We start from the raw sequence: 20,461 nt of genomic DNA on the forward strand, positions 1-20,461 counted from the left end.
CCACCTCGCCCAAGCAACCACTTGACAAGCTATAGAAGCGTCTCGGCGCTGGCGCGCCTCGCACCTCGACCAGCGTCGGGGGCGGGCGGGGTCACCGGGCTTCGTCGACGCCCTCGCCCAGGGGCTCGGGCTGCTCAGCCTCCGGTGGCGGGACGCTCCGCGACGACCTGGTCCAGCGCCGTCGACAGGTCGGCCCACAGGTCCTCGACGTCCTCGATGCCGACCGACATCCGCACCAGTCCCTCGGGGATGGTCGCAGCCTCGGTCTTCCACCGACGGCGCCGCTCGAACGTCGACTCCACGCCGCCCAGGGAGGTGGCGTGCACCCACAGCGTCGTCGTGCGCACGAGCAGGTCCGCGGCGAGCTCACCGTCGACCACGATGGACACGATGGCGCCGAACCCGGGGTAGCGCACCTCGGAGACCGCGGGGTGCTTCTCGAGCCGGGGGAGCAGTGCCTGGGCGTTGGCCTGGGCGCGCTCGACGCGCAGGTGCAGGGTGCGCATCCCCCGCAGGGCCAGCCACGTCTCGAAGGTCCCCGGGGTGGAGCCCGTCAGGGAGCGGCGGTTGAGGAGTACGTCGTACAGCTCGGCCTGGTCGGGGGCAACGACGATCGCGCCGAGCAGCACGTCGCTGTGACCGCTGAGGTACTTCGTCGCGGAGTGCACGACGATGTCGGCGCCCAGGGCGATCGGCTGTTGGAGCAGCGGGGTGGCGAAGGTGTTGTCGACCACCACGTAGGCACCGGCCTCGTGCGCGGCTGCCGCGATCGTCTCGATGTCGGCGAGCTCCAGGGCCGGGTTGGTCGGGCTCTCGAGCCAGACCAGGGCGGCGTCCGCACACGCCGCGACCACGGCGGGGGTGTCCTCGATGTCGACCAGGTGCGCCTTGATCCGACCGCGGGCCTCGAGGTCGGCGAGCGACATGATGCTGCCCTGGTAGGCGTGGCGCGGTGCGACGACGGTGGCGTCGTGACCGACCAGGTCCAGGATCGTGGTCACGGCGGCCATCCCGGAGGCGTAGGCCAGGCACCGGCCACCCTCGAGCCGGCCCAGGGCGTCCTCGAAGGCGGACCAGGTCGGGTTGCCGTAGCGCCCGTACTCGCGGTCCCCACCCGCCACGAAGGTGGAGGCCATGGAGATCGGGACGTTGAGAGGCTGGTCGGGCTCGTGGGGCGGACGTCCGGCGGCGACCGCCACGGTCGCGGGGGACAGCGAGGGTGAGAGATCAGCCATGTCGTCGAGGATAGGGTCGGGCACGTGACCGGCAGCGATCGCACCCCCGACCCCTCCGCAGCTCCCTCCACCGGCGCAGCTCCCTCCACCGGCGCAGCCGCAGGCCCCGGCGCCGGAGGCCGGCCGCGCGTTGCGGTCGTCTTCGGTGGCAGGTCGAGCGAGCACGGCATCTCGTGCGTCACGGCCGGAGGCGTGCTCGCAGCGATCGACCCCACGGCGTACGACGTCGTCGCGATCGGCATCGCTCGCGACGGCCGCTGGGTCCTGGAGCAGAGCGGGGCCGAGCGCTGGAGCATCGCGGCCGGCGACGCGAGCCAGGCCGAGGCGCTGCTCCCCAGCGTCGACGGGGCTCGACCGACGGTCACGCTGACCCGGGCGAGCTCCGGCACCGACCTGCTCGTCTCCGAGGCATCGCGACCACCCGAGGCCTTCGGTGAGGTGGATGTCGTCTTCCCCGTCCTGCACGGGCCCTGGGGCGAGGACGGCACGATCCAGGGGATGCTCGAGATGGCCGGGGTGCGCTACGTCGGCGCTGGTGTGTTGGCTTCGGCGGTCAGCATGGACAAGGCCTACATGAAGGTCGTGCTGGCCGCCGCGGGGCTTCCGGTGATGCCCGGCATCACGGTCACCGCCACGCAGTGGGCAGCCGATGCTGCCGACGTACGGGCTCGCGTCGCCGACCTGCGGCACCCGGTCTTCGTCAAGCCGGCCCGAGGTGGATCGAGCATGGGCGTGGCCAAGGTGCGCAGCGCCGACGAGCTCGACGCAGCGCTGGAGGTGGCCTTCGAGCACGACCCGCGCGTGCTCGTCGAGGTCTCGGCGCAGGATGCCCGCGAGGTCGAGTGCGGCGTGCTGCAACGCCTCGACGGCGGCACCGAGACGACCAGGCCGGCAGAGATCCACGTCGATGCCGCGCACGACTTCTACGACTTCGAGGCGAAGTACCTGCCCGGCCAGGCCACCGAGATCGACCTGCCCGCCGACCTGCCCGCTGACGTGGAGGCGCAGGTCCGCTCGTTGTCCGCGCAGGCCTTCGAGGCCGTCGGGTGCGAGGGGTTGGCGCGCGTCGACTTCTTCGTCCAGCCCGACGGCTCCTTGATCGTCAACGAGATCAACACGATGCCGGGCTTCACCCCCACCTCGATGTTCCCGCAGATGTGGGCGAAGTCGGGACTCGACTACCCGGCCCTGGTCGACCGGCTGCTTCAGTTGGCGCTGCGGCGGGGCACCGGTCTGCGCTGAGGCAGCTCGCGTCGCGTGGGACGCATCGACGAGCCCACAACGGGCACTAGTCTGAAGAGACTCACACCGAGAGGTCCAGGCATGCCCCCTGCTGCACCGAGCGCCAGCGCCGAGGTCGAGGCGCCGGAGCCCGAGGCGTCGGCGCCTGCCGGACCCGGACGCTGGAAGCGTGCGTTGCTCCGGCTCCCCGGCGAGGTCTACGTCCTCACGGCCCTGGCGGCGCTGACCAGGTTCGTCTCGCTCGGCAGCCCGAAGGCGATCGTCTTCGACGAGGTCTACTTCCGCGAGTACGCCTTGCGCTACCAGGAGGGCACCTACTACTTCGACCTCCACCCGCCGCTAGGCAAGCTCATCCTCGGGGCCTGGGCGTGGATCAGCGGGACCGACGCCAGCGCCGCCGGTGACGACCCGGCGGTGATGCTGCGCGTCCTGCCGGCACTCGCCGGGACGGCCCTGATCCTGGCCTTCTACTGCCTGATCCGCCAGCTCTGCGGGAGCAGGAAGGTCGCCACCCTGGGTGCTGGTCTCCTCCTGCTCGACGGTGCGATCCTCGTCGAGTCGCGGCTCACGACGCTCGACAGCATGCTGCTGCTCCTCGGCGTCACGGGCGTGACGCTGGCGCTGATGGCACGAGCACGCCGAACGCCCGCGCCCGATGACGGCGGTGCACGTGCGGGTGGGGGGAGAGGTGCCTACTGGCTGCTCCTGGCCGGATCGGCCCTGTCCGCAGGGGCGGCGGCCTCGATCAAGCTGACCGGGCTGGCTCCGCTCGGGCTGGTCGGGGTGATCTGGCTGATCAGCGTGCTGGAGGACTCCCGGGACCTGCCGACGATCTGGCGACCCACGCTCGGTCAGGCCGGGTTGTTGGTGCTGCTGCCGGTGACGGTCTACGTGTCGAGCTTCGCGGTGCACTTCGCGCTCCTGCCCGACAGCGGACCCGGGGACGCGTTCATGTCGCAGGAGTTCCAGGCCACCCTCGAGGGCAACCCGCAGTACTCGCCCGACGTCGAGATGAGCTTCGTGGCGAAGTTCGAGGACCTCAACCGGGCGATCCACCAGTACGAGCTCGCCCTCAACGACTCGACCCATCCCTACCAGTCGTCCTGGACGAGCTGGCCGATCAGCAAGCGCGGGGTGTTCACCTACGTGGCGCCTGCCGACGACGGGAAGTCCAGCTACATCTACATGCTGGGCAACCCCGTCGTCTGGTGGGGCACCCTGCTCGGCGCCGCGGTGGTGGTGATCGGGTGGTCGTTGCGTCGTGAGCTGTTCCGGCCCTGGCGCTGGCCTCTCGGTCTGCTGGCGTTTGCGTGGGCGGTCGACTACCTGCCGTTCGTGCTCATCGAGCGACCGATGTTCCTCTACCACTACTTCTTCGCCCTGATGTTCAGCCTGGCGTTCGTGGTGATCGGCCTCGGAGTGCTGACGGGGTGGGTGCAGCCACGGACCACGTCCGCCCGGGCCTTCTCCTTCGGGTCGCGGCCCTCGGCGATCGGCTACTGGTCGATCCTCGGCATCGCGCTGCTGGCCTTCCTCTACTTCGCCCCGATCTACTACGGCACGCCGCTGACTCCGGAGGGCCTCGAGAACCGCATGTGGCTCTCGTCCTGGCGCTAGCGAGGCCGGCGCAGTGGCAGTCATCTACCTCGTCTCGGCCCTCGTGCTGGGGGCCGCGCTCGTGCGGCGCTCACCGCTCGCGCTCTACCGCTTCGAGGCGGTGGCTGCGGCCGTCGTCCTCGGCCTCTTCTGCTGGACGTGGCTGGCCTTCCTCGCGGTGCTCGTGCTGCCGTACGACGTGGGCCTGCCGTTCGTCGTGGTGCTGTGCGCCGCGGTGGGCGTGGCCCTGTGGTCCGGCGCCGCCACGCCGGTGCGACCCCTCGAGGGCGGCCGACGCGCCTGGGCCGTCTGGGGCGTGACCACGGCGCTCGTCTCAGCGCTCGTCGTACGCCTCTTCTGGACGCACAGCCTGACCCGCGAGGCCGACGGCGTCTGGACGGCGGGGGCAACCTGGGCCGACTTCGGGCTGCACGCGACCCACGTCAACCACATCGCTGCCGCCACGAGCCTGCCCGGGGGGATCCCGGTCGCGAGCGGGGAACGCCTCACCTACCCGTTCCTGATCGACCTGCTCTCGGGGCTCTACGTCAACGGAGGCATGAGCCTGCACGCGAGCCTGTTCTGGCCCGGCGTGCTGCTCGCGCTCGCGATCTGCCAGCTGATCGTCTCGACCGGGCTGCGACTGTTCCGGCGGATCTCGGTCGGTGTGCTCACCCTCGTCCTGGCGTTGACGACCGGGTCGTTCGCCGGGGTCTGCGCGGCGTGGAGCGACTGGCGGGCGAGCGGCCTGGGTCTCGGCGCCTTCCTCGGCAACCTGCCGCAGGACTACTCGCAGGACGACGAGGCCAACGCCCACCTGACCAACCTGCTGGTCGACGCGATCCTGCCGCAGCGCTCGATCCTGCTGGGGCTCGGTGTCGGCCTGGTCGTGCTGACGCTCGTCGTCGTGGCTCGCGAGACCGACGACGCCCGGCTGCTCTGGCCGGCAGCGGTGCTGGTCGGGCTGCTGCCGATGGCGCACCCGCACACGTTCATCGTCGGTGCGCTGCTGCTGCTCACCGTCGCGGCGGAGGCGGCGTGGCGCACCCGGTCGATCCCGCTGGCTCAGCTCTGGCCGGGCGTGCTGGCCGCCGTGCTGGCGCTGCCCCAGGTGGTCTGGCAGCAGTCGGCCAACGGCGAGGGCACGGGTGGCCGCTTCCGACTCTTCTGGCAGTGGCAGGAGGGCGAGTCCCTGCTGGGTTACTGGTGGGCCAACTTCGGGCTGCTGGGCCTGGCCCTGCTTGCGGTGCCCGTCGTGATGTGGCGCGACCGTCGGGTGCTGTGGATGGCGCCGATGCTCGTGCTCCTGGTGATCACCCAGGTCTACGCCTTCCAGCCCTTCGAGTACGACAACCTCAAGCTGATCTACTGGGTCCTCCTCGTCGGGGGGTTCTTCGTCGCCTACCTGGCCGTCGAGCTCGTACGGCGTCACCTGGGCTTCCTGGCGCTCGTGCTGCCGCTGGTGGTCCTGGTGGCGATCCCGGGCAGCCTGGCCATCACCCGCGACCTCACCACCGAGGCGCAGTTCGCCAGCCTCGACGACATCGAGGTGGCCGACTGGGCCCGCGCCACCACACCGGCCGACGCGGTCTTCGTCGCCGCGGACCGTCCCAACGTGCCGGTCGCGACGCTGGCCGGGCGCAGCCTCGTGCTGGGCTACCGGGGCTGGCTCTACAACTTCAACATCGCCTACGGCGAGCGCGAGGCAGCCGTCCAGGCGGCGTTCGCCGGGCGCTTCGACGACCCGGTCCTGCGCGCCTTCGACGCCGACTACCTGCTGGTCTCGGCCTACGAGGACCCCTACTGGGGCGTCGACGAGGCAGCGCTGGCGGCCTACCCGGTGCTGTGGAGCAACGACACGTGGCGGGTCTACGACCTGCCGTGAGCGGGTGCCCAGATCGGCGTCAGTCGCAGTTCTCGACGAGCGTGAGGTGCTCGTCGACGGCGGCGGCCAGCTGGGCGATCGCGGCCGCGGTCCCGTTGGGTCGGTAGGAGCCCGGCACGCTGACCTCGACGACCGGCCGGTAGCCGGCCGCGGTGAGCGTCACGTCGGCCTCCTGGTCGTCGAACTCGGCCGGGGACACGTACCACCCGACGTCGTTGGCGACCTCGCAGGACGAGACGGCCTCGTCGAAGTCCGCCGGCACCGGCACGCCGCAGCGCACCACGATGGCCGGGTCGCCGTACGCGCCACCGAGGGCGTCGGCCGGCTCGACCTCCCGGCGCGCCTCGTCGTAGATGCTCTCCGGCAGGTCCGCGGTGAACGCCTCGCAGGCGGCCCGGGCGGCGTCGTCGAGGTCGGGGGTGGAGATCTCCACGCTCCCGGCCGAGCAGGCGGCCAGGAAGGGAACGGTGAGGAGAGCAGCGAGGCGGGCGGCGAGGCGCGCGGGCACGGCGTACGCGCTGCGTCGTGCGGGCGGGGGCGAGCTGACGCTCAGATGTGGACGACCGGGCACGTGAGGGTGCGGGTGATGCCGTCGAGGTTCTGCACCTTGGAGACGACCAGCTTGCCGAGCTCGTCCACGTTGCGGGCCTCGGCCCGCACGATGACGTCGTAAGGCCCGGTGACGTCCTCGGCCAGCGTGACGCCCTTGACCTGACCGATCGCCTTGGCGACCTCCGCAGCCTTGCCGACGTCGGTCTGGATGAGGATGTAGGCCTGGACGACCATGGGTTCGCTCCTTTGCGACGGGTGGATCTCGGTGGTTCGCTCGCGCGCTGCGGGCCAACCTATCGCGGGTCTTCGTCAAGGCGGTAGCCACGTCTGGTGGGATGGGGCCCATGCCGTCCGCGCCCTCCTCGCAGCCAGCCTCCCCACCAGTCGCCACGGTGCCGTGGTCCCCGGACGCGACGGTGGCCGAGGCCGGTGAGTTCGGGCTGATCGGCGAGTTCGTGCGGATGTTCGAGCAGGGCGAGCAGGTGCTCCTCGGACCGGGTGACGACGCCGCGGTCCTGCGGGTGCGCACCGGCCACGTGGTCGTGTCGACCGACCTCCTCGTCGAGGGTCGGCACTTCCGGCGCGACTGGGTCGAGGCCGTCGACGTCGGGCACCGGGCGGCCGCGCAGAACATCTCCGACATCAACGCGATGGGCGGGCGCGCCCACTCCCTGACCGTCGGCCTCGCGCTGCCCTCTGACCTGCCCGCGCGGTGGGCGCTGGACTTCGCTCGCGGCTTCGCCGACGAGTGCGCGAGCGTCGGCGCCTCGGTCGTCGGTGGCGACCTGACCGGAGCCTCGGAGATCGTCGTGGCCGTCACGGTGATGGGTGCCTGCACGCAGTCACCGGTGCGTCGCTCCGGGGCCTCGGTGGGTGACGCGCTGGCCCTGGCCGGTCGACAGGGCTGGGCCGCGGGTGGGCTCGCGGTGCTCGGGCGCGGGTTCCGCTCGCCGCGCGCGCTGGTCGAGGCCTACCGGCGACCCGAGCCGCCGTACGACGCGGGCCCGGCCGCCGCGCAGGGCGGGGCGACCTCCATGATCGACGTCTCCGACGGGCTCCTGGCCGAGGCGATGCACCTGGCCGCCGACTCCGGGGTCGCGATCGACGTGCGCCGTGACGCCTTCGACCTCCCCGAACCACTGCACGCCGTCGGCGCCGCGCTCAACATCGACCCCGTCTCGCTCGTGCTCGGCGGGGGAGAGGACCACTCGCTGCTCGCGACGTTCCCTGCCGGTGCGGCGCTGCCCGAGGGGTGGACCGTCATCGGTGAGGTGCGCGAGGGGGAGGCGGGCACCGTCACGGTCGACGGAGCGTCGTACGACGGACCGACGGGCTGGACGCACTTCTGAGGCTGCCGGTCAGGGGCAGCAGGAAAACGGGAGGGCCGTCACCTCGCGGTGCCGCCCCTCCGACGTGCTTCGACGCTGGTGTCAGCGCGTGACCTTGCCGGCCTTGAGGCAGCCGGTGCACACGTTGAGGCGCTTGGGGGTCCCGTTGACCTTGGCGCGCACGCGCTGGATGTTGGGGTCGAAGCGGCGCTTGGTGATCTTGCGCGACCACGGGCGGTTGTTGCCGAAGCCCGGCTTCTTGGCGCAGATGTCGCAGACGGCAGCCACGGGACACTCCTGAAAAGTCTTGGTTGGTGAAGTTGATGAGTAGCTCAGGCACGACCACGGACGTGAGCGTGTCGGAGCCGGACCGTCTGGTGCCTCGGTCCGGGCCCGCTGAGCGGGCAACCGCGCAATCGTATCCGACACGCGCTGCTGCCTGAAATCGAGCGGAATCCCTCTGGTCGCTAACGTATCGCTGCGGACAGGGATCGACAGCATCGAGAGGGGGACCGATGGAGCTTGCGCCGACCGGCGACGGCATCGACCTGGCCGTCGTGCTGCGCTTCGTCGACATCGCCACCGACGCGCTCGCCGATGCCCGCGAGGAGATCGACGCCCTCAACGTCTACCCCGTGCCCGACGGCGACACCGGCACCAACATGTATCTCACGGTCTCCGCGGCTCGCGACGCGATCGCCGAGGCGGTCGCGCTCGTTGCTGCTGATTCTCCTGGTGCGGCGCTCGACGACTCGGCCCGTGACGCCGCCCTGGGCGCGTTCGCTCGCGGGGCGCTGCTGGGCGCGCGCGGCAACTCCGGGGTCATCCTCAGCGAGATGCTCGGAGCGCTGGCCCGCCGCATCGGCGCGGCCGCGGCGCAGGAGTCCAGCGCCCACACCATGGCCGAGGCGCTGCGCGACGCCACCGACGCCAGCTACCGGGCGGTCGGCACTCCGGTCGAGGGCACCATCCTCACGGTGGCCCGCGCCGCCTCGGACGCCGCGCTGGCACGCTGCGCCGAGCCCGAAGCGCGCGCCCGCGACGTCTTCACCGCTGCCGCCGCGGCGGCCCGCGAGGCCCTGGCCCGTACGCCGGAGCAGCTCGAGGTGCTGCGGCACGCCGGCGTGGTCGACGCGGGTGGGCGCGGCCTGAGCGTGATCCTCGACGCCGCCGAGACCGCGTTGACCGGGCGGCGTCCACTGGCCGTGCACAGCCCGCTGGGGCACCGCTCGATCCCGTTGCCGCTGCCCCGACCGGCTGCGACCGAGACCGGCGACCTCTCGCCGGACGGGCCGGCCTACGAGGTGATGTACCTGCTGGAGGCCGACGACGACCGGGTGTCGGCACTGCGCGCACGGCTGGCGCCCCTGGGCGACTCCCTCGTCGTGGTGGGGGGAGAGCGGTTGTGGAACGTGCACATCCACGTCGACGACGTCGGCGCCGCGATCGAGGCCGGCATCGAGGCCGGACGTCCCTACCGGGTGCGGGTGACGCACTTCGCCGAGCAGGTCGCGAGTCATGCCGCCTCCTCGGCCGCCCCGGGCAACCAGCTCGAGACGCCACGCACCGGCCGCAGGGTCGTCGCCGTGGCCGCGGGGCCGGGCCTGACCGAGCTGTTCGAGGCCGCCGGCGCGATCGTGGTGCAGGGCGGGCCGGGCCGCAGGCCCTCGACAGGTCAGATCCTCGGCGCCATCACCGACTCCGGCGCCGAGGAGGTCGTCGTGCTCCCCAACGACGGTGACTCCGTGCGCGTGGCCCAGATCGCGGCGGGCACCGCCGAGACCGACCTCGGGCTGCGGGTGGCCGTGATCCCCACCCAGGCGCAGGTCCAGGGCCTGGCGGCGCTGTCGGTGCACGAGCCCGGACGCGGCTTCGACTCCGACGTCCTGGAGATGACCGCCACCGCACGTCACGCCCGGCACGGAGCGGTCACCATCGCCGCCCGTCAGGCGATGACCATGGCCGGCCCCTGCGAGCCCGGCGACGTGCTCGGCGTGATCGCCGGCGATTTCGCCGTCGTCGGTGCCGACCTGCACGACGTGGCCACCGACGTGGTCGAGCGGATGCTGGGCGGCGGCGGCGACATGGTCACGCTCGTGGGAGGCGCCGACTCCGGCGACCTGGCCCAGCGGGCCGCGGCCTGGGTCGATGCCCACCACCCGCACATCGACGTGGTCGTCTACGACGGCGGTCAGCAGCGCTACCCGCTGCTGCTGTCGGTGGAGTGAGGCAGGCTGTGGTCGGGAGCAGCACGACAGCAGGCACGACAGCGGGCACCACGGCGGGGAGGGCAGCATGATCGGGCTGGAGTCGCCGGTGACCACGGTGCTCGGCGACTCGAAGAAGAGCGGCAAGCTCACCGCCAACCTGCACCTGCACACCGTCGGCGACCTGCTGCGCCACTTCCCCCGCCGCTACCTCGAGACCGGCAAGCTCACCGACGTCGACGACCTCGAGGTCGGCCAGATGCTCACGGTGATCGGGGAGATCGAGAGCAGCAAGGAGCACCCCTACACCGACCGCCGCACCGGGCGCGCGGCGTACCGTCTCGAGAGCGTGCTGCGCACCGGCGGCCCCCGGCTGCGGATGACGTTCTTCGCCAAGAAGCACCACGTCTCGCAGTGGCGCCTGCGCCAGCTCCCGCCCGGACAGCGCGGCCTGTTCCTCGGCAAGGCCGAGACGTTCAACGGCCAGTGGAAGCTCACCAACCCGCGGATGGTCCTGTTCGGATCCGGTGATGCGGACGGCAGCGGTGGCCAGGGCAGTCCCGCCGGCATCGGGGAGGCCGACGACATCGCGGCGGTCGAGGCGATCGCGGACCTCTACCCGATCTACCCGCTCACCAAGGGCATCGAGTCGTGGGACCTGCAGCGGGCGATCACCTTCGCCCGCTCCGTGGTCGACGACCTGCCCGAGCTGATCCCCGAGGCCGTACGTCGTGAGCTCGGCCTCCTCGACATCGTCCGGGCCTACGACCTGATCCATGCCCCGGACGACCGCGCCCAGGTGCACGACGCCCAACGGTACTTCCGCTTCGAGGAGGCCCTGGTCACCCAGCTCGTCCTGGGGCGCCGGCGTCGCGCCGTGCGCGACCTCGGCGCGGTGGCGCGCGACGGGGGAGACGGGGCGCTGCTGCGGACCTTCGACGAGCGCCTGCCCTTCACCCTCACCGCGGGTCAGCGCACCATCGGCGCCGACCTCGAGGCCGACCTCGCGCGGCCCCACCCGATGAACCGGCTCCTGCAGGGTGAGGTCGGCTCGGGCAAGACGCTGGTGGCCCTGCGCGCGATGCTGCGGGTCGTCGACTCCGGGGGGCAGGCGGCGCTGCTGGCCCCCACCGAGGTGCTGGCCCAGCAGCACCACCGCGCGATCACGGCCCTGATGGGAGACCTCGCGGCCGGCGGCATGCTCGGTGGCGCGCCCGAGGGGACCGGCGTCGAGCTGCTGACCGGCTCGCTCACCAGGACCCAGCGCACGGCGCCGATGTCGCGCCTGGCCAGCGGCGAGTCGGGGATCGTCATCGGCACCCACGCTCTGCTCGAGGACAAGGTCCAGTTCGCCGACCTCGGGCTCGTCGTCGTCGACGAGCAGCACCGCTTCGGCGTCGAGCAGCGCGCGGCGCTGACCGACAAGTCCGCCGGCACCCCGCCGCACGTGCTGGTGATGACCGCGACCCCGATCCCGCGGACCGTCGCGATGACGGTCTTCGGCGACCTCGAGACCTCCACCCTCACCGAGCTCCCCTCGGGACGCGCCCCGATCCAGACGAGCGTCGTCAACCTCCTCGACCACCCCGGATGGATGACGCGGGTCTGGGAGCGGGTGCGCGAGGAGGTCGACAAGGGCCACCAGGCCTACGTCGTGTGTCCCCGCATCTCCGGCGACGAGCTCGAGCAGGGCGAGCGCGACCAGGTCGACCTCGACGAGGACGGCGAACTGGTCCCCCCCGCCACCGAGGAGACGCCGAGGCCGCTGGCCGCCGTCGAGGACGGGGTCGTCGCGCTGGCCCAGGGGCCGCTGTCGGGGCTGCGTCTCGCTGCCCTGCACGGGCGGATGCCGGCCGACCAGAAGGACGCCACCATGCGCGCCTTCGCCGCCGGCGACATCGACGTACTCGTCTCCACGACCGTGATCGAGGTCGGCGTCGACGTCGCCAACGCCACGATCATGGTGCTCCTCGACGCCGACCGGTTCGGCGTCTCCCAGCTCCACCAGCTGCGCGGCCGGGTCGGACGAGGCGGCTTCCCGGGCCTGTGCCTGCTCGTCTCCGCCGTCGATGCCGAGTCTCCGGCCCGCGAACGCCTCGACGCCGTCGCCTCGACCACCGACGGCTTCACGCTCAGCCGCGTCGACCTCGAGCAGCGCCGCGAGGGCGACGTGCTGGGCAGCTCGCAGGCGGGGCGTCGCTCCGGCCTGCGTCACCTGCAGGTGCTGCGCGACGAGACCACGATCGTGGAGGCCCGCGCCGCGGCAGAAGCGCTCCTCGAGGCCGATCCGGCTCTGGTGGGCACCCCGCTGCTGGCGCAGGCTGTCGACACCCTCGAGGCCGACACCCGCGGCGACTTCATCGAGAAGTCATGACGGGGTTCGGGGGGTTGTCGGATTCACCGGCCGGCCGACGTCTCGTGCACGTGGCGTGCGTTGCAACACCCAACAAGGTCAGGATTCACCGGCCAGCCGGTGGATCCCACAACCGGCAGGCCACCGCACCATGACCCGCATCATCGGCGGCAGCGCGGGCGGCCGGCGCCTGCAGACCCCCTCGGGCGAGGCGACCCGCCCCACCACCGACCGGGTGCGCGAGGCGCTCTTCAGCTCCATCGTGGCCTGGTGGGGCTCGACCGGAGGGCTGGCCGGCATCCGCTTCCTCGACCTGTACGCCGGCAGTGGCGCGATCGGGTTGGAGGCGCTGTCGCGCGGGGCGGACGCAGCCACGCTCGTGGAGTCCGACCGGCGGACCGCCGCCCTGATCGTGGCCAACGCCCGCACGCTCGGCTTCGCCGCCGACGTGCGGTCCGCCGGCGTGCGCACCACCCTGGGTGCGCCGCCGGAGTCGCCGTACGACGTCGTCTTCTCCGACCCGCCCTACCCGCTGAGTGACGAGGCCCTCGCCGAGGACCTCGTCCAGCTGCAGGGGTGGCTGGCCCCCGACGCCCTGGTCGTCGTGGAGCGCTCACGGCGCAGCCCCGAGCCCTCCTGGCCGCCGCTGATCGAGGGTCGCCGAGCGAAGCGCTACGGCGAGACGACGCTTTGGTACGGTCGCGCCGACCTGCCCGACGATCAACCCGGCGACGCGCCCACCAGCCACACCAGCCACGCCAGCGACGAGGAGACCTGATGAGCCGCGCAGTCTGCCCCGGGTCCTTCGACCCGGTCACCAACGGCCACCTCGACATCATCGGACGCACCAGCCGCCTCTTCGACGAGGTCGTCGTCGCGGTGGGGGTCAATGCGTCGAAGAACCGGATGTTCACCTCCGACGAGCGTCTCGAGATGCTCGAGGAGGCGTGCGGCCCCTTCGACAACGTGCGCGTGGCCGGCTTCACCGGCCTGGTCACCGACTTCTGCACCGAGCACGACGTCCAGGCCATCGTGAAGGGGCTGCGCGCGGCGACCGACTTCGACTACGAGATGCCGATGGCGCAGATGAACGCCGCCCTGACCGACGTGCAGACGGTGTTCCTGCCGACGGCGACCGGCACGTCGTTCGTCTCCTCCAGCCTGGTCAAGGAGGTCGCGGCCCTCGGCGGCGACGTCTCGGCCTTCGTGCCGTCCTTCGTGCTCGACGCCCTGCGCGCCCGGTTGGCCGACCGGTGATTGGGCACACCGTCGCCGGCGCAGTAGTCTTCTCGCTGATCTGTTTGTGCCCGGACCCGGAAGTGATCTCCTGAACAGCCTGGACCCGAGAGCGCCGCTCGTGCTCGATACTCGCGAGCTCGGCCGCCGCCCGGGGTCCCAGCGTGAGGTGTCGCGGACGGTGCCGGCTCCGGCAGATCTTGGCATCGAAGTCCTCTATGTCGCCGAAGGTGCGCCGGTCGAGCTCGACCTGCGTCTGGAAGCGGTGATGGAGGGGGTGCTGGTCACCGGGACGGCCACGGCCGACCTCGAGGGCGAGTGCGTGCGGTGCCTGGACCCGATCGTCGACGAGCTCGACGTGAGCTTCCAGGAGCTGTACGTCTACGACGACTCACGAGACTCCCGCGGCCAGGCCTCCGACGAGGAGGAGGACGGGGTCAGCAAGCTCGAGGACGACCTGTGCGACCTCGAGCCGCTGCTGCGGGATGCGGTGGTGCTCGCACTGCCGTTCCAGCCGCTGTGTGAGGAGGACTGTCCAGGGTTGTGCACCGAGTGTGGTGCGCAGTTGCGCGATGATCCCGATCACTCCCACGATGCACCGATCGATCCCCGCTGGGCAGCCCTCGGCTCGCTGGAGCAGGACCTGAAGAAGAGCCTCGAGACTCGCGACGAGTCCTGAGCACGAGACCTGACGAGACCTGAACCGAACTCGTACCAAACCAGACCGGGCCGGGCAACCGACCGGGTCACCTGATGAGGAGACAAGACTGTGGCTGTTCCGAAGCGGAAGATGTCGCGCAGCAACACCCGGCACCGTCGTTCGGCCTGGAAGGCCACCGCGCCGACCCTGGTGACCTGCGCGAACCCCGCCTGCGGTGCCAAGCACCTGCCGCACCGTGCGTGCGCCGAGTGCGGCCAGTACGGCGCGCGCGCCGACCGTCGCCAGGTGCTCTGAGTCGGCCTCCAGCCGGCTGCCCAGGCTGACACCCATCACCAACTACGCAGCGCTGCGTCAGGCGCTCGGGGATCCCGTCCTGGACCCCGAGCTCCTCGAGCGCGCGCTGACGCACCGCTCCTTCGCCTACGAGAACGGTGGGCTGCCCACCAACGAGCGGCTGGAGTTCCTCGGCGACTCGGTCCTCGGGATCGTGGTCACCGAGACGATCTACCTGATGCACCCCGACCTCTCCGAAGGTCGGCTGGCCAAGCTCCGCGCCGCGGTCGTCAACGCCCGTGCGCTCGCGGGGGTGGCCGTCACCATCGGGCTCGGCGATCACGTCAAGCTCGGCCGGGGCGAGGAGACGACAGGCGGTCGGGGCAAGGCCTCGATCCTGTCCGACACCGTCGAGGCCGTCATCGGAGCGGTCCACCTCAGCGGCGGCATCAGCACCTCCACCGAAGTGGTGCACCTGCTCTTCGACCCGCTGATCGAGGAGGCCTCCGCGATGGGAGCCGGACTCGACTGGAAGACGTCGCTGCAGGAGCTCTCCGCCGAGCACGGCCTCGGCGTCCCGGAGTACCTCATCACCGACGAGGGCCCCGACCACCTCAAGGTCTTCCACGCCCAGGTCCAGGTCGCCGACCAGCGCTACGGCAACGGCGTCGGCCGCTCCAAGAAGGAGGCCGAGCAGGCCGCCGCGGAGACGGCGTACGGCGAGATCTCGAGCGCCGTGGCGGGCGGAGGCCCCGCCGCGTCCTCCGCCGAGTAGCAGTGCCCGAGCTCCCCGAGGTCGAGGTCGTCCGCGCCGGCCTCGAGCGTCACGTCCTCGGCGCGCGCGTCACCCGCGTCGACGTGCTGCACCCTCGTCCCGTACGGCGTGAGGCCGGCGGGCCCGAGGGCTTCTCGGCCGCTCTGGCCGGACGGCGCGTCGAGGCGGCCCGCCGTCGCGGCAAGTACCTCTGGCTTCCCCTCGACAACGGCGACGCCCTGCTCGCCCACCTCGGGATGAGTGGCCAGCTGCTCGTGCAGCCGCCCGAGGCCCCGCCCGAGCGGCACCTGCGGGTCCGGCTGGTGCTCGAGGGCGCCGACGAGGGCCGCGAGCTTCGCTTCGTCGACCAACGCATGTTCGGCGGGCTCTCCATCGCCCGCGGGGGCGCCGACCTACCCGAGGAGATCGCCCACATCGCCCGCGACCCGCTCGACCCGGAGTTCGACGAGGAGGAGTTCGTCGCCCGGGTGCGCAGGCGGACCTCGGGCATCAAGCGACTCCTGCTCGACCAGGGTCTGGTCTCCGGCGTCGGCAACATCTACGCCGACGAGGCCCTGTGGCGCGCCGGGCTCCACGGTGAGCGACCCGGCGACCGGCTCACCGGGCCGCAGGTGCGTCGCCTGCTCGAGCACGCCCGCGTCGTGATGAGCGACGCGCTCGCCCAGGGCGGCACGTCCTTCGACGCGCTCTACGTCAACGTCAACGGGGAGTCGGGCTACTTCGACCGGTCGCTGCACGCCTACGGGCGGCAGGACGAGCCCTGCGACCGGTGCGGGACCCCGATCCGACGCGTCGCCTTCATGAACCGGTCCTCGTACTTCTGCCCGCGCTGCCAACCGGCGCCGAGGCGGCGCCGTACCCCCGGGATCGGCACCGGAACGGGCCCCGAGATCCGCACCGTCGCGCCAGATTGACCGGATGCGCCTGTGGTGGGACTCTGGTAGACGGCCCCGTTCGGTGGCCCCCACACGTGAGCATCGCTCCTCGATGTCGCTGGGTACATCTCACAACGGAAGGCCACGTCATGGCCAAGGCGCTGATCGGCCACCTGAACAGCGACCTGCGAGACCCTCGCACCGCCGCCGACAACGCTCGGCTGCGCCAGCGAGTGGCCGAGCTGGAGTCCCTCGTGCTCCGCCTCTCCGAGGAGAACGACCGTCTCGTCGCGGCGCACGCCGCCGACCTGCACGACCCCTCCTCGCTGCAGGAGATGCAGCCCGCCTGACCCCCCTGCTCGCCGGGACCGATCGCCGTACGGCGTGACTTCCGGCGTTGCCGGGCGGTGCCGCAGGTGTGCGCCGACACCTGATCGTCGTCGGCAAGAAGAAGAACGCGATCAAGCCACTCGACAAGGTGGAGATCTCCGACCCCGGCACGTTCCCGCTACCGGTCGGCGCGTTCTGCTCCTCGCACTGGTTGGACTACCGCCCCGGAGGGCTGGTGGCCACCGGGTTCTACGGCGGCGGCACCCAGATCCCGGTGGCACAAACCCAGGTGACCCCGGGTCGCCGAGGGGCTAGCGTGCCGTCCTTGTGAGCACCGTGAGCAGGGCCGTCGAGGTCGTCGTGCCACGACGTCTCGGCAGCGGGTTCCGCTGGCTGCTCGCCTCCTCCTGGACGACCAACCTGGGCGATGGGATCGCCATCGCGGCGGGCCCGCTGCTGGTCGCCTCGCAGACCGACCAGCCCTTTCTCGTGGCCCTGGCGGCCCTGATGGCGTGGGCGCCGCCGTTGTTGTTCGGCCCGTACGCCGGCGCGCTCACCGACCGCCTGGACCGGCGACGGATCGTGATCACCGTCGACCTCGTACGGGCCGGGGTGCTCGCCCTGCTCACGTCGTTCATCGTCACCGGCTCGGTCTCGATCACCCTGGTCCTGGTCGCGATGTTCCTGCTGGGTACCGCCGAGATGTTCGCCGACAACGCGAGCCAGACCCTGCTGCCGATGATCGTGGCTCGCGAGGACCTGGCCGTCGCCAACTCCCGGCTCCAGACGGGCTTCATCACCGTCAACCAGCTGGCCGGCCCGCCGGTAGGGGCGGCACTCTTCGCGGCGGGCGCCGCGTGGCCGTTCGCCACCCAGGCGGTGCTGGTGCTCCTCGGCACCGTGCTCGTCTCGCGTCTGGTGCTGCCGCGCGCCGACACCTCGGAGGGGCCGGCACCGGCGACCCGGGTGCGCCAGGACATCGCCGAGGGCTTCCGCTGGGTGAGGGGGAACGCCGCCGTACGGACGTTGGTGCTGACCATCTTCACCTTCAACATCACCTTCGGCGCCGCCTGGGCGGTCCTCGTCCTCTACGCCACCGAGCGGTTGGGCCTGGGGGAGATCGGCTTCGGGCTGGTCACCACCGTGGGCGCGGTCGGAGGCCTGCTCGGCGTGGTGTCGTACGGCTGGATCACCCGACACGTCTCGCTGGGCGACCTCATGCGGATCGGCCTGGTGGTCGAGACCCTCACGCACCTCGGACTCGCGCTGACCAGGTCGCCCTACGTCGCGCTGCCGATCTTCTTCGTCTTCGGCGCCCACGCGTTCATCTGGGGTACGACGTCGATCACCGTGCGTCAGCGGGCGGTGCCGTCCGCATTGCAGGGCCGGGTCGGCTCGGTCAACCTCGTCGGGGTCTTCGGCGGACTGGTCGTCGGGTCCGGGATCGGCGGGCTGCTGGCCCAGCACTGGGGGCTCACCGCGCCCTTCTGGTTCGCCTTCGCCGGGTCGGCCGTCTTCGTCGTTCTGATCTGGGGACAGCTCAGCCACATCGCGCACGCCGACGAGGCCGAGGCGCCGGCGGCGGTGTGACCGATCTCCCGCCGCGGGACGGCCGGTTCTCATGGGGCTGCCAGGTTCGTCGGGAAGACTGAGCAGATGTTCCACCGGCACCCCTTCCTCAGCCTCACCACGTTCGCCTACCTCGGCTTCGTGGGCTGGGTGACGCTCACGCCGATCTCGAGGGCGCCGACGAGCTCGGACTTCATCGAGCGGGTCCTCGCCCGGCTGCAGCGCTACGAGGACCTCTCGTGGCTCACCTACGACCGTGCGGAGTTCCTGGCCAACATCGCGCTCTTCGCGCCGGTGGGTCTCTTCCTGCTGCTTCTCGTCGGCACCCGCTTCTGGTGGGTCGCCGGGCTGGGCGCCTTCGTCCTGACCTCGGTGATCGAGAACGTCCAACGCTCCATCCCCGGTCGGGTCTCCGACGAGCGCGACGTCCTGGCCAACACCGCCGGCGCGCTCCTCGGCATCCTGGTCGGCCTGGTGCTCACCTTCCCCGCGTCGCGGCGCCGGGCTGCTTCGAAGCGCGCCGCCCGGCGACGGGCGGCGGAGCGGCAGCCCAGTCACGCCTGAGGCGCCTCGCGAGCGGCGCACCACTCGTCCTGCCGCAGCGACCGGCCCGCCGTGGGTAGGGTGAGGCGCGCTGAGCTTCCCCCTGCGTCAGCCCGACCGCGACCCGACGTACCCGATCCAGACGATCATCGGTGATGGAGCCCTGCGTTGTACCTCAAGAGCCTGACCCTCAAGGGCTTCAAGTCCTTCGCCTCGGCGACGACCCTGCAGCTCGAGCCCGGCATCACCTGCATCGTGGGTCCCAACGGCTCGGGCAAGTCCAACGTCGTCGACGCGCTCGCGTGGGTGATGGGTGAGGCCAGCGCCAAGAGCCTGCGCGGCGGCAAGATGGACGACGTCGTCTTCGCCGGTACGTCGGGCCGCGCGCCGCTGGGTCGGGCCGAGGTCGTGCTCACCATCGACAACTCCGACGGCGCCCTGCCGATCGAGTACGCCGAGGTCACGATCAGCCGCACGATGTTCCGCTCCGGCGGGTCGGAGTACGCCATCAACGGCACCGGCTGCCGCCTGCTCGACGTCCAGGAGCTGCTCAGCGACTCCGGCATCGGTCGCGAGATGCACGTCATCGTCGGCCAGGGCCAGCTCGACACGATCCTGCACGCCACGCCGGAGGACCGTCGCGGGTTCATCGAGGAGGCCGCGGGTGTCCTCAAGCACCGCAAGCGCAAGGAGAAGGCGCTCCGCAAGCTGGACGCCACCGAGGGCAACCTGACCCGGCTCAACGACCTGCTCTCCGAGCTGCGGCGCCAGCTCAAGCCGCTGGGTCGACAGGCCGAGGTGGCACGGCGCGCGGTGACGGTCCAGGCGGACGCCCGCGACGCCCGGGCCCGGCTGATGGCCGACGACCTGGTCACCGCGCGCACGGCGCTGGCCCAGGAGATGGCCGACGAGTCGATCCTGGTCGAGCGACGCGAGCAGGTGGAGGCCGAGCTCAAGGCCGGTCGCGCCGAGGAGGCCGGGATCGAGGCCGCCCTGCGCGAGGACCTGCCCGCACTGAGCGCCGCGCAGGAGACGCAGTACGCGCTGACGGGGCTGCGCGAGCGGTTCCGCGGCACGCAGGGGCTGGCCGCGGAGCGGATCCGCAACGCCGCCGCCGTGGGAGACCCCGCCGACCAGGGCCGCGACCCCGAGGAGATCGAGGCCGAGGCCCAGCGCGTGCGCGAGCAGGAGCAGTCGATCGCCACCCAGGTCGAGGGGCACCGGGAGTCCCTCGAGCAGGGCGTGGTCGCGCGCAAGGCCGCCGAGGAGGCCGCCGCCGAGGAGGACCGCCGGATCTCGGGTCTCCAGCGCGCCGCCGCCGACCGGCGCGAGGGGCTGGCCCGCCTGACCGGGCAGGTCAACGCCCTCAAGTCGCGTGCCGCGGCGGCCGACGACGAGGTCGGCCGCCTCAAGCTCGCCCGCGAGGACGCGGTGGCTCGCGCGGACCGCTCCCAGCGCGACTTCACCTCCCTGGAGACCAAGGTCGCCGGCTTGGACGCGGGTGAGGAGGGCCTCGACGCCGAGCACGAAGCGGCCTCGGCCCAGCTCAGCGACGTGGAGGAACGCCTCGCGGTCGTGCGCGAGCAGGCCACGCAGGCCGATCGGGACCGCTCGACGCTCTCGGCGCGCAAGGACGCCCTCGAGATGGGGCTCAACCGCAAGGACGGTGCCGGCGCCCTGCTCGCCGACACCGACGCGGTGCCCGGCCTGCTCGGCTCCGTGGCTGCCCTGGTCACCGTCACCGCCGGCTACGAGGCCGCGGTGGCCGGTGCCCTCGGCGCCGCGGCCGACGCCGTCGCGG

Annotated in this window: 21 protein-coding genes; 17 read left to right on the forward strand and 4 right to left on the reverse strand. The window is 71.8% G+C overall.

The window, feature by feature from the left end; all coding sequences use genetic code 11:
• Positions 1 to 134: 134 nt before the first annotated feature.
• Positions 135 to 1,235: a PLP-dependent aspartate aminotransferase family protein gene (locus Q1K33_RS17465; RefSeq protein WP_300406021.1), complete on the reverse strand. Its 1,101-nt coding sequence runs from the start codon at positions 1,233 to 1,235 to the stop codon at positions 135 to 137.
• 24 nt (positions 1,236 to 1,259) lie between these two features.
• Between Q1K33_RS17465 and Q1K33_RS17470 the strand changes: the two genes are divergently transcribed.
• The 3 genes from Q1K33_RS17470 (at position 1,260) to Q1K33_RS17480 (ending at position 5,958) form a co-directional block, all read left to right on the forward strand.
• Positions 1,260 to 2,477: a D-alanine--D-alanine ligase family protein gene (locus tag Q1K33_RS17470; RefSeq protein WP_300406022.1), complete on the forward strand. Its 1,218-nt coding sequence runs from the start codon at positions 1,260 to 1,262 to the stop codon at positions 2,475 to 2,477.
• 81 nt (positions 2,478 to 2,558) lie between these two features.
• On the forward strand, positions 2,559 to 4,094 hold the full coding sequence (locus Q1K33_RS17475) for a phospholipid carrier-dependent glycosyltransferase (RefSeq protein WP_300406023.1): 1,536 nt from the start codon (positions 2,559 to 2,561) through the stop codon (positions 4,092 to 4,094).
• Positions 4,095 to 4,107: 13 nt separating this feature from the next.
• Positions 4,108 to 5,958 carry a hypothetical protein gene (locus Q1K33_RS17480; protein WP_300406024.1) on the forward strand — a complete coding sequence of 617 codons (1,851 nt, stop codon included), beginning with the start codon at positions 4,108 to 4,110 and terminating at the stop codon, positions 5,956 to 5,958.
• Between the two features lie 19 nt (positions 5,959 to 5,977).
• Here Q1K33_RS17480 and Q1K33_RS17485 read toward each other — a convergent pair whose 3' ends face one another.
• A complete protein-coding gene (locus Q1K33_RS17485; protein ID WP_300406025.1) occupies positions 5,978 to 6,466 on the reverse strand; it encodes a DUF3515 domain-containing protein in 489 nt (162 codons plus the stop codon).
• A gap of 41 nt (positions 6,467 to 6,507) precedes the next feature.
• Positions 6,508 to 6,744: an Lrp/AsnC ligand binding domain-containing protein gene (locus tag Q1K33_RS17490; RefSeq protein WP_300406026.1), complete on the reverse strand. Its 237-nt coding sequence runs from the start codon at positions 6,742 to 6,744 to the stop codon at positions 6,508 to 6,510.
• Between the two features lie 110 nt (positions 6,745 to 6,854).
• Here Q1K33_RS17490 and Q1K33_RS17495 point away from each other — a divergent pair, with 110 nt between their 5' ends.
• Positions 6,855 to 7,859 carry a thiamine-phosphate kinase gene (locus Q1K33_RS17495; RefSeq protein WP_300406027.1) on the forward strand — a complete coding sequence of 335 codons (1,005 nt, stop codon included), beginning with the start codon at positions 6,855 to 6,857 and terminating at the stop codon, positions 7,857 to 7,859.
• An 81-nt stretch (positions 7,860 to 7,940) separates the two neighbouring features.
• On the opposite strand, the gene rpmB is transcribed toward Q1K33_RS17495, so the two are convergent.
• Positions 7,941 to 8,126, reverse strand: coding sequence for a 50S ribosomal protein L28 (gene rpmB, locus Q1K33_RS17500; protein WP_181644901.1), 186 nt, complete (start codon positions 8,124 to 8,126; stop codon positions 7,941 to 7,943).
• A 227-nt stretch (positions 8,127 to 8,353) separates the two neighbouring features.
• On the opposite strand from rpmB, the gene Q1K33_RS17505 reads away from it, so the two are divergent.
• The 13 genes from Q1K33_RS17505 to Q1K33_RS17565 form a co-directional block, all read left to right on the forward strand.
• Positions 8,354 to 10,066, forward strand: coding sequence for a DAK2 domain-containing protein (locus Q1K33_RS17505; RefSeq protein WP_300406028.1), 1,713 nt, complete (start codon positions 8,354 to 8,356; stop codon positions 10,064 to 10,066).
• A gap of 67 nt (positions 10,067 to 10,133) precedes the next feature.
• Entirely contained in the window at positions 10,134 to 12,419 is a 2,286-nt protein-coding gene (locus Q1K33_RS17510; RefSeq protein ID WP_300406029.1) for an ATP-dependent DNA helicase RecG, read from the forward strand.
• A 130-nt stretch (positions 12,420 to 12,549) separates the two neighbouring features.
• Positions 12,550 to 13,176, forward strand: coding sequence for a 16S rRNA (guanine(966)-N(2))-methyltransferase RsmD (gene rsmD / locus Q1K33_RS17515; RefSeq protein WP_300406030.1), 627 nt, complete (start codon positions 12,550 to 12,552; stop codon positions 13,174 to 13,176).
• The gene (gene coaD / locus Q1K33_RS17520; RefSeq protein WP_300406031.1) at positions 13,176 to 13,655 is read left to right on the forward strand and encodes a pantetheine-phosphate adenylyltransferase; all 480 of its coding nucleotides are present in this window, start codon (positions 13,176 to 13,178) and stop codon (positions 13,653 to 13,655) included. The genes rsmD and coaD overlap by 1 nt, the downstream gene beginning before the upstream one ends.
• Positions 13,656 to 13,755: 100 nt before the next feature.
• Positions 13,756 to 14,313: a DUF177 domain-containing protein gene (locus tag Q1K33_RS17525; protein ID WP_300406032.1), complete on the forward strand. Its 558-nt coding sequence runs from the start codon at positions 13,756 to 13,758 to the stop codon at positions 14,311 to 14,313.
• A gap of 90 nt (positions 14,314 to 14,403) precedes the next feature.
• Positions 14,404 to 14,589 carry a 50S ribosomal protein L32 gene (rpmF, locus tag Q1K33_RS17530; protein ID WP_300406033.1) on the forward strand — a complete coding sequence of 62 codons (186 nt, stop codon included), beginning with the start codon at positions 14,404 to 14,406 and terminating at the stop codon, positions 14,587 to 14,589.
• 34 nt (positions 14,590 to 14,623) lie between these two features.
• A complete protein-coding gene (rnc, locus tag Q1K33_RS17535) occupies positions 14,624 to 15,343 on the forward strand; it encodes a ribonuclease III (RefSeq protein WP_300406040.1) in 720 nt (239 codons plus the stop codon).
• Between the two features lie 2 nt (positions 15,344 to 15,345).
• A complete protein-coding gene (mutM, locus tag Q1K33_RS17540; protein WP_300406034.1) occupies positions 15,346 to 16,257 on the forward strand; it encodes a bifunctional DNA-formamidopyrimidine glycosylase/DNA-(apurinic or apyrimidinic site) lyase in 912 nt (303 codons plus the stop codon).
• A gap of 110 nt (positions 16,258 to 16,367) precedes the next feature.
• Complete coding sequence (locus tag Q1K33_RS17545; protein ID WP_300406035.1) at positions 16,368 to 16,568, forward strand: hypothetical protein; 201 nt, start codon at positions 16,368 to 16,370, stop codon at positions 16,566 to 16,568.
• A gap of 68 nt (positions 16,569 to 16,636) precedes the next feature.
• Entirely contained in the window at positions 16,637 to 16,879 is a 243-nt protein-coding gene (locus tag Q1K33_RS17550) for a hypothetical protein (RefSeq protein WP_300406036.1), read from the forward strand.
• Positions 16,876 to 18,138, forward strand: a complete 1,263-nt coding sequence (locus Q1K33_RS17555; protein ID WP_300406037.1) for an MFS transporter — start codon at positions 16,876 to 16,878, stop codon at positions 18,136 to 18,138. The genes Q1K33_RS17550 and Q1K33_RS17555 overlap by 4 nt, the downstream gene beginning before the upstream one ends.
• 66 nt (positions 18,139 to 18,204) lie before the next feature.
• Positions 18,205 to 18,681, forward strand: coding sequence for a VanZ family protein (locus tag Q1K33_RS17560; RefSeq protein ID WP_300406038.1), 477 nt, complete (start codon positions 18,205 to 18,207; stop codon positions 18,679 to 18,681).
• Between the two features lie 147 nt (positions 18,682 to 18,828).
• A partial coding sequence (locus tag Q1K33_RS17565) for an AAA family ATPase (RefSeq protein ID WP_300406039.1) occupies positions 18,829 to 20,461 on the forward strand: 1,633 nt, incomplete at its 3' end.

This window comes from Nocardioides sp. (genome assembly GCF_029937575.1).
In the GTDB taxonomy this organism is placed as follows: Bacteria; Actinomycetota; Actinomycetes; order Propionibacteriales; family Nocardioidaceae; genus Nocardioides.

Coding starts and splice junctions, on each gene's coding strand:
- Q1K33_RS17465 (WP_300406021.1), bottom strand. CDS start 1,235: ATGGCTGATCTCTCACCCTCGCTGTCCCCCGCGACCGTGGCGGTCGCC.
- Q1K33_RS17505 (WP_300406028.1), top strand. CDS start 8,354: ATGGAGCTTGCGCCGACCGGCGACGGCATCGACCTGGCCGTCGTGCTG.
- Q1K33_RS17510 (WP_300406029.1), top strand. CDS start 10,134: ATGATCGGGCTGGAGTCGCCGGTGACCACGGTGCTCGGCGACTCGAAG.
- Q1K33_RS17490 (WP_300406026.1), bottom strand. CDS start 6,744: ATGGTCGTCCAGGCCTACATCCTCATCCAGACCGACGTCGGCAAGGCT.
- Q1K33_RS17545 (WP_300406035.1), top strand. CDS start 16,368: ATGGCCAAGGCGCTGATCGGCCACCTGAACAGCGACCTGCGAGACCCT.
- Q1K33_RS17560 (WP_300406038.1), top strand. CDS start 18,205: ATGTTCCACCGGCACCCCTTCCTCAGCCTCACCACGTTCGCCTACCTC.
- coaD (WP_300406031.1), top strand. CDS start 13,176: ATGAGCCGCGCAGTCTGCCCCGGGTCCTTCGACCCGGTCACCAACGGC.
- rsmD (WP_300406030.1), top strand. CDS start 12,550: ATGACCCGCATCATCGGCGGCAGCGCGGGCGGCCGGCGCCTGCAGACC.
- Q1K33_RS17475 (WP_300406023.1), top strand. CDS start 2,559: ATGCCCCCTGCTGCACCGAGCGCCAGCGCCGAGGTCGAGGCGCCGGAG.
- Q1K33_RS17495 (WP_300406027.1), top strand. CDS start 6,855: ATGCCGTCCGCGCCCTCCTCGCAGCCAGCCTCCCCACCAGTCGCCACG.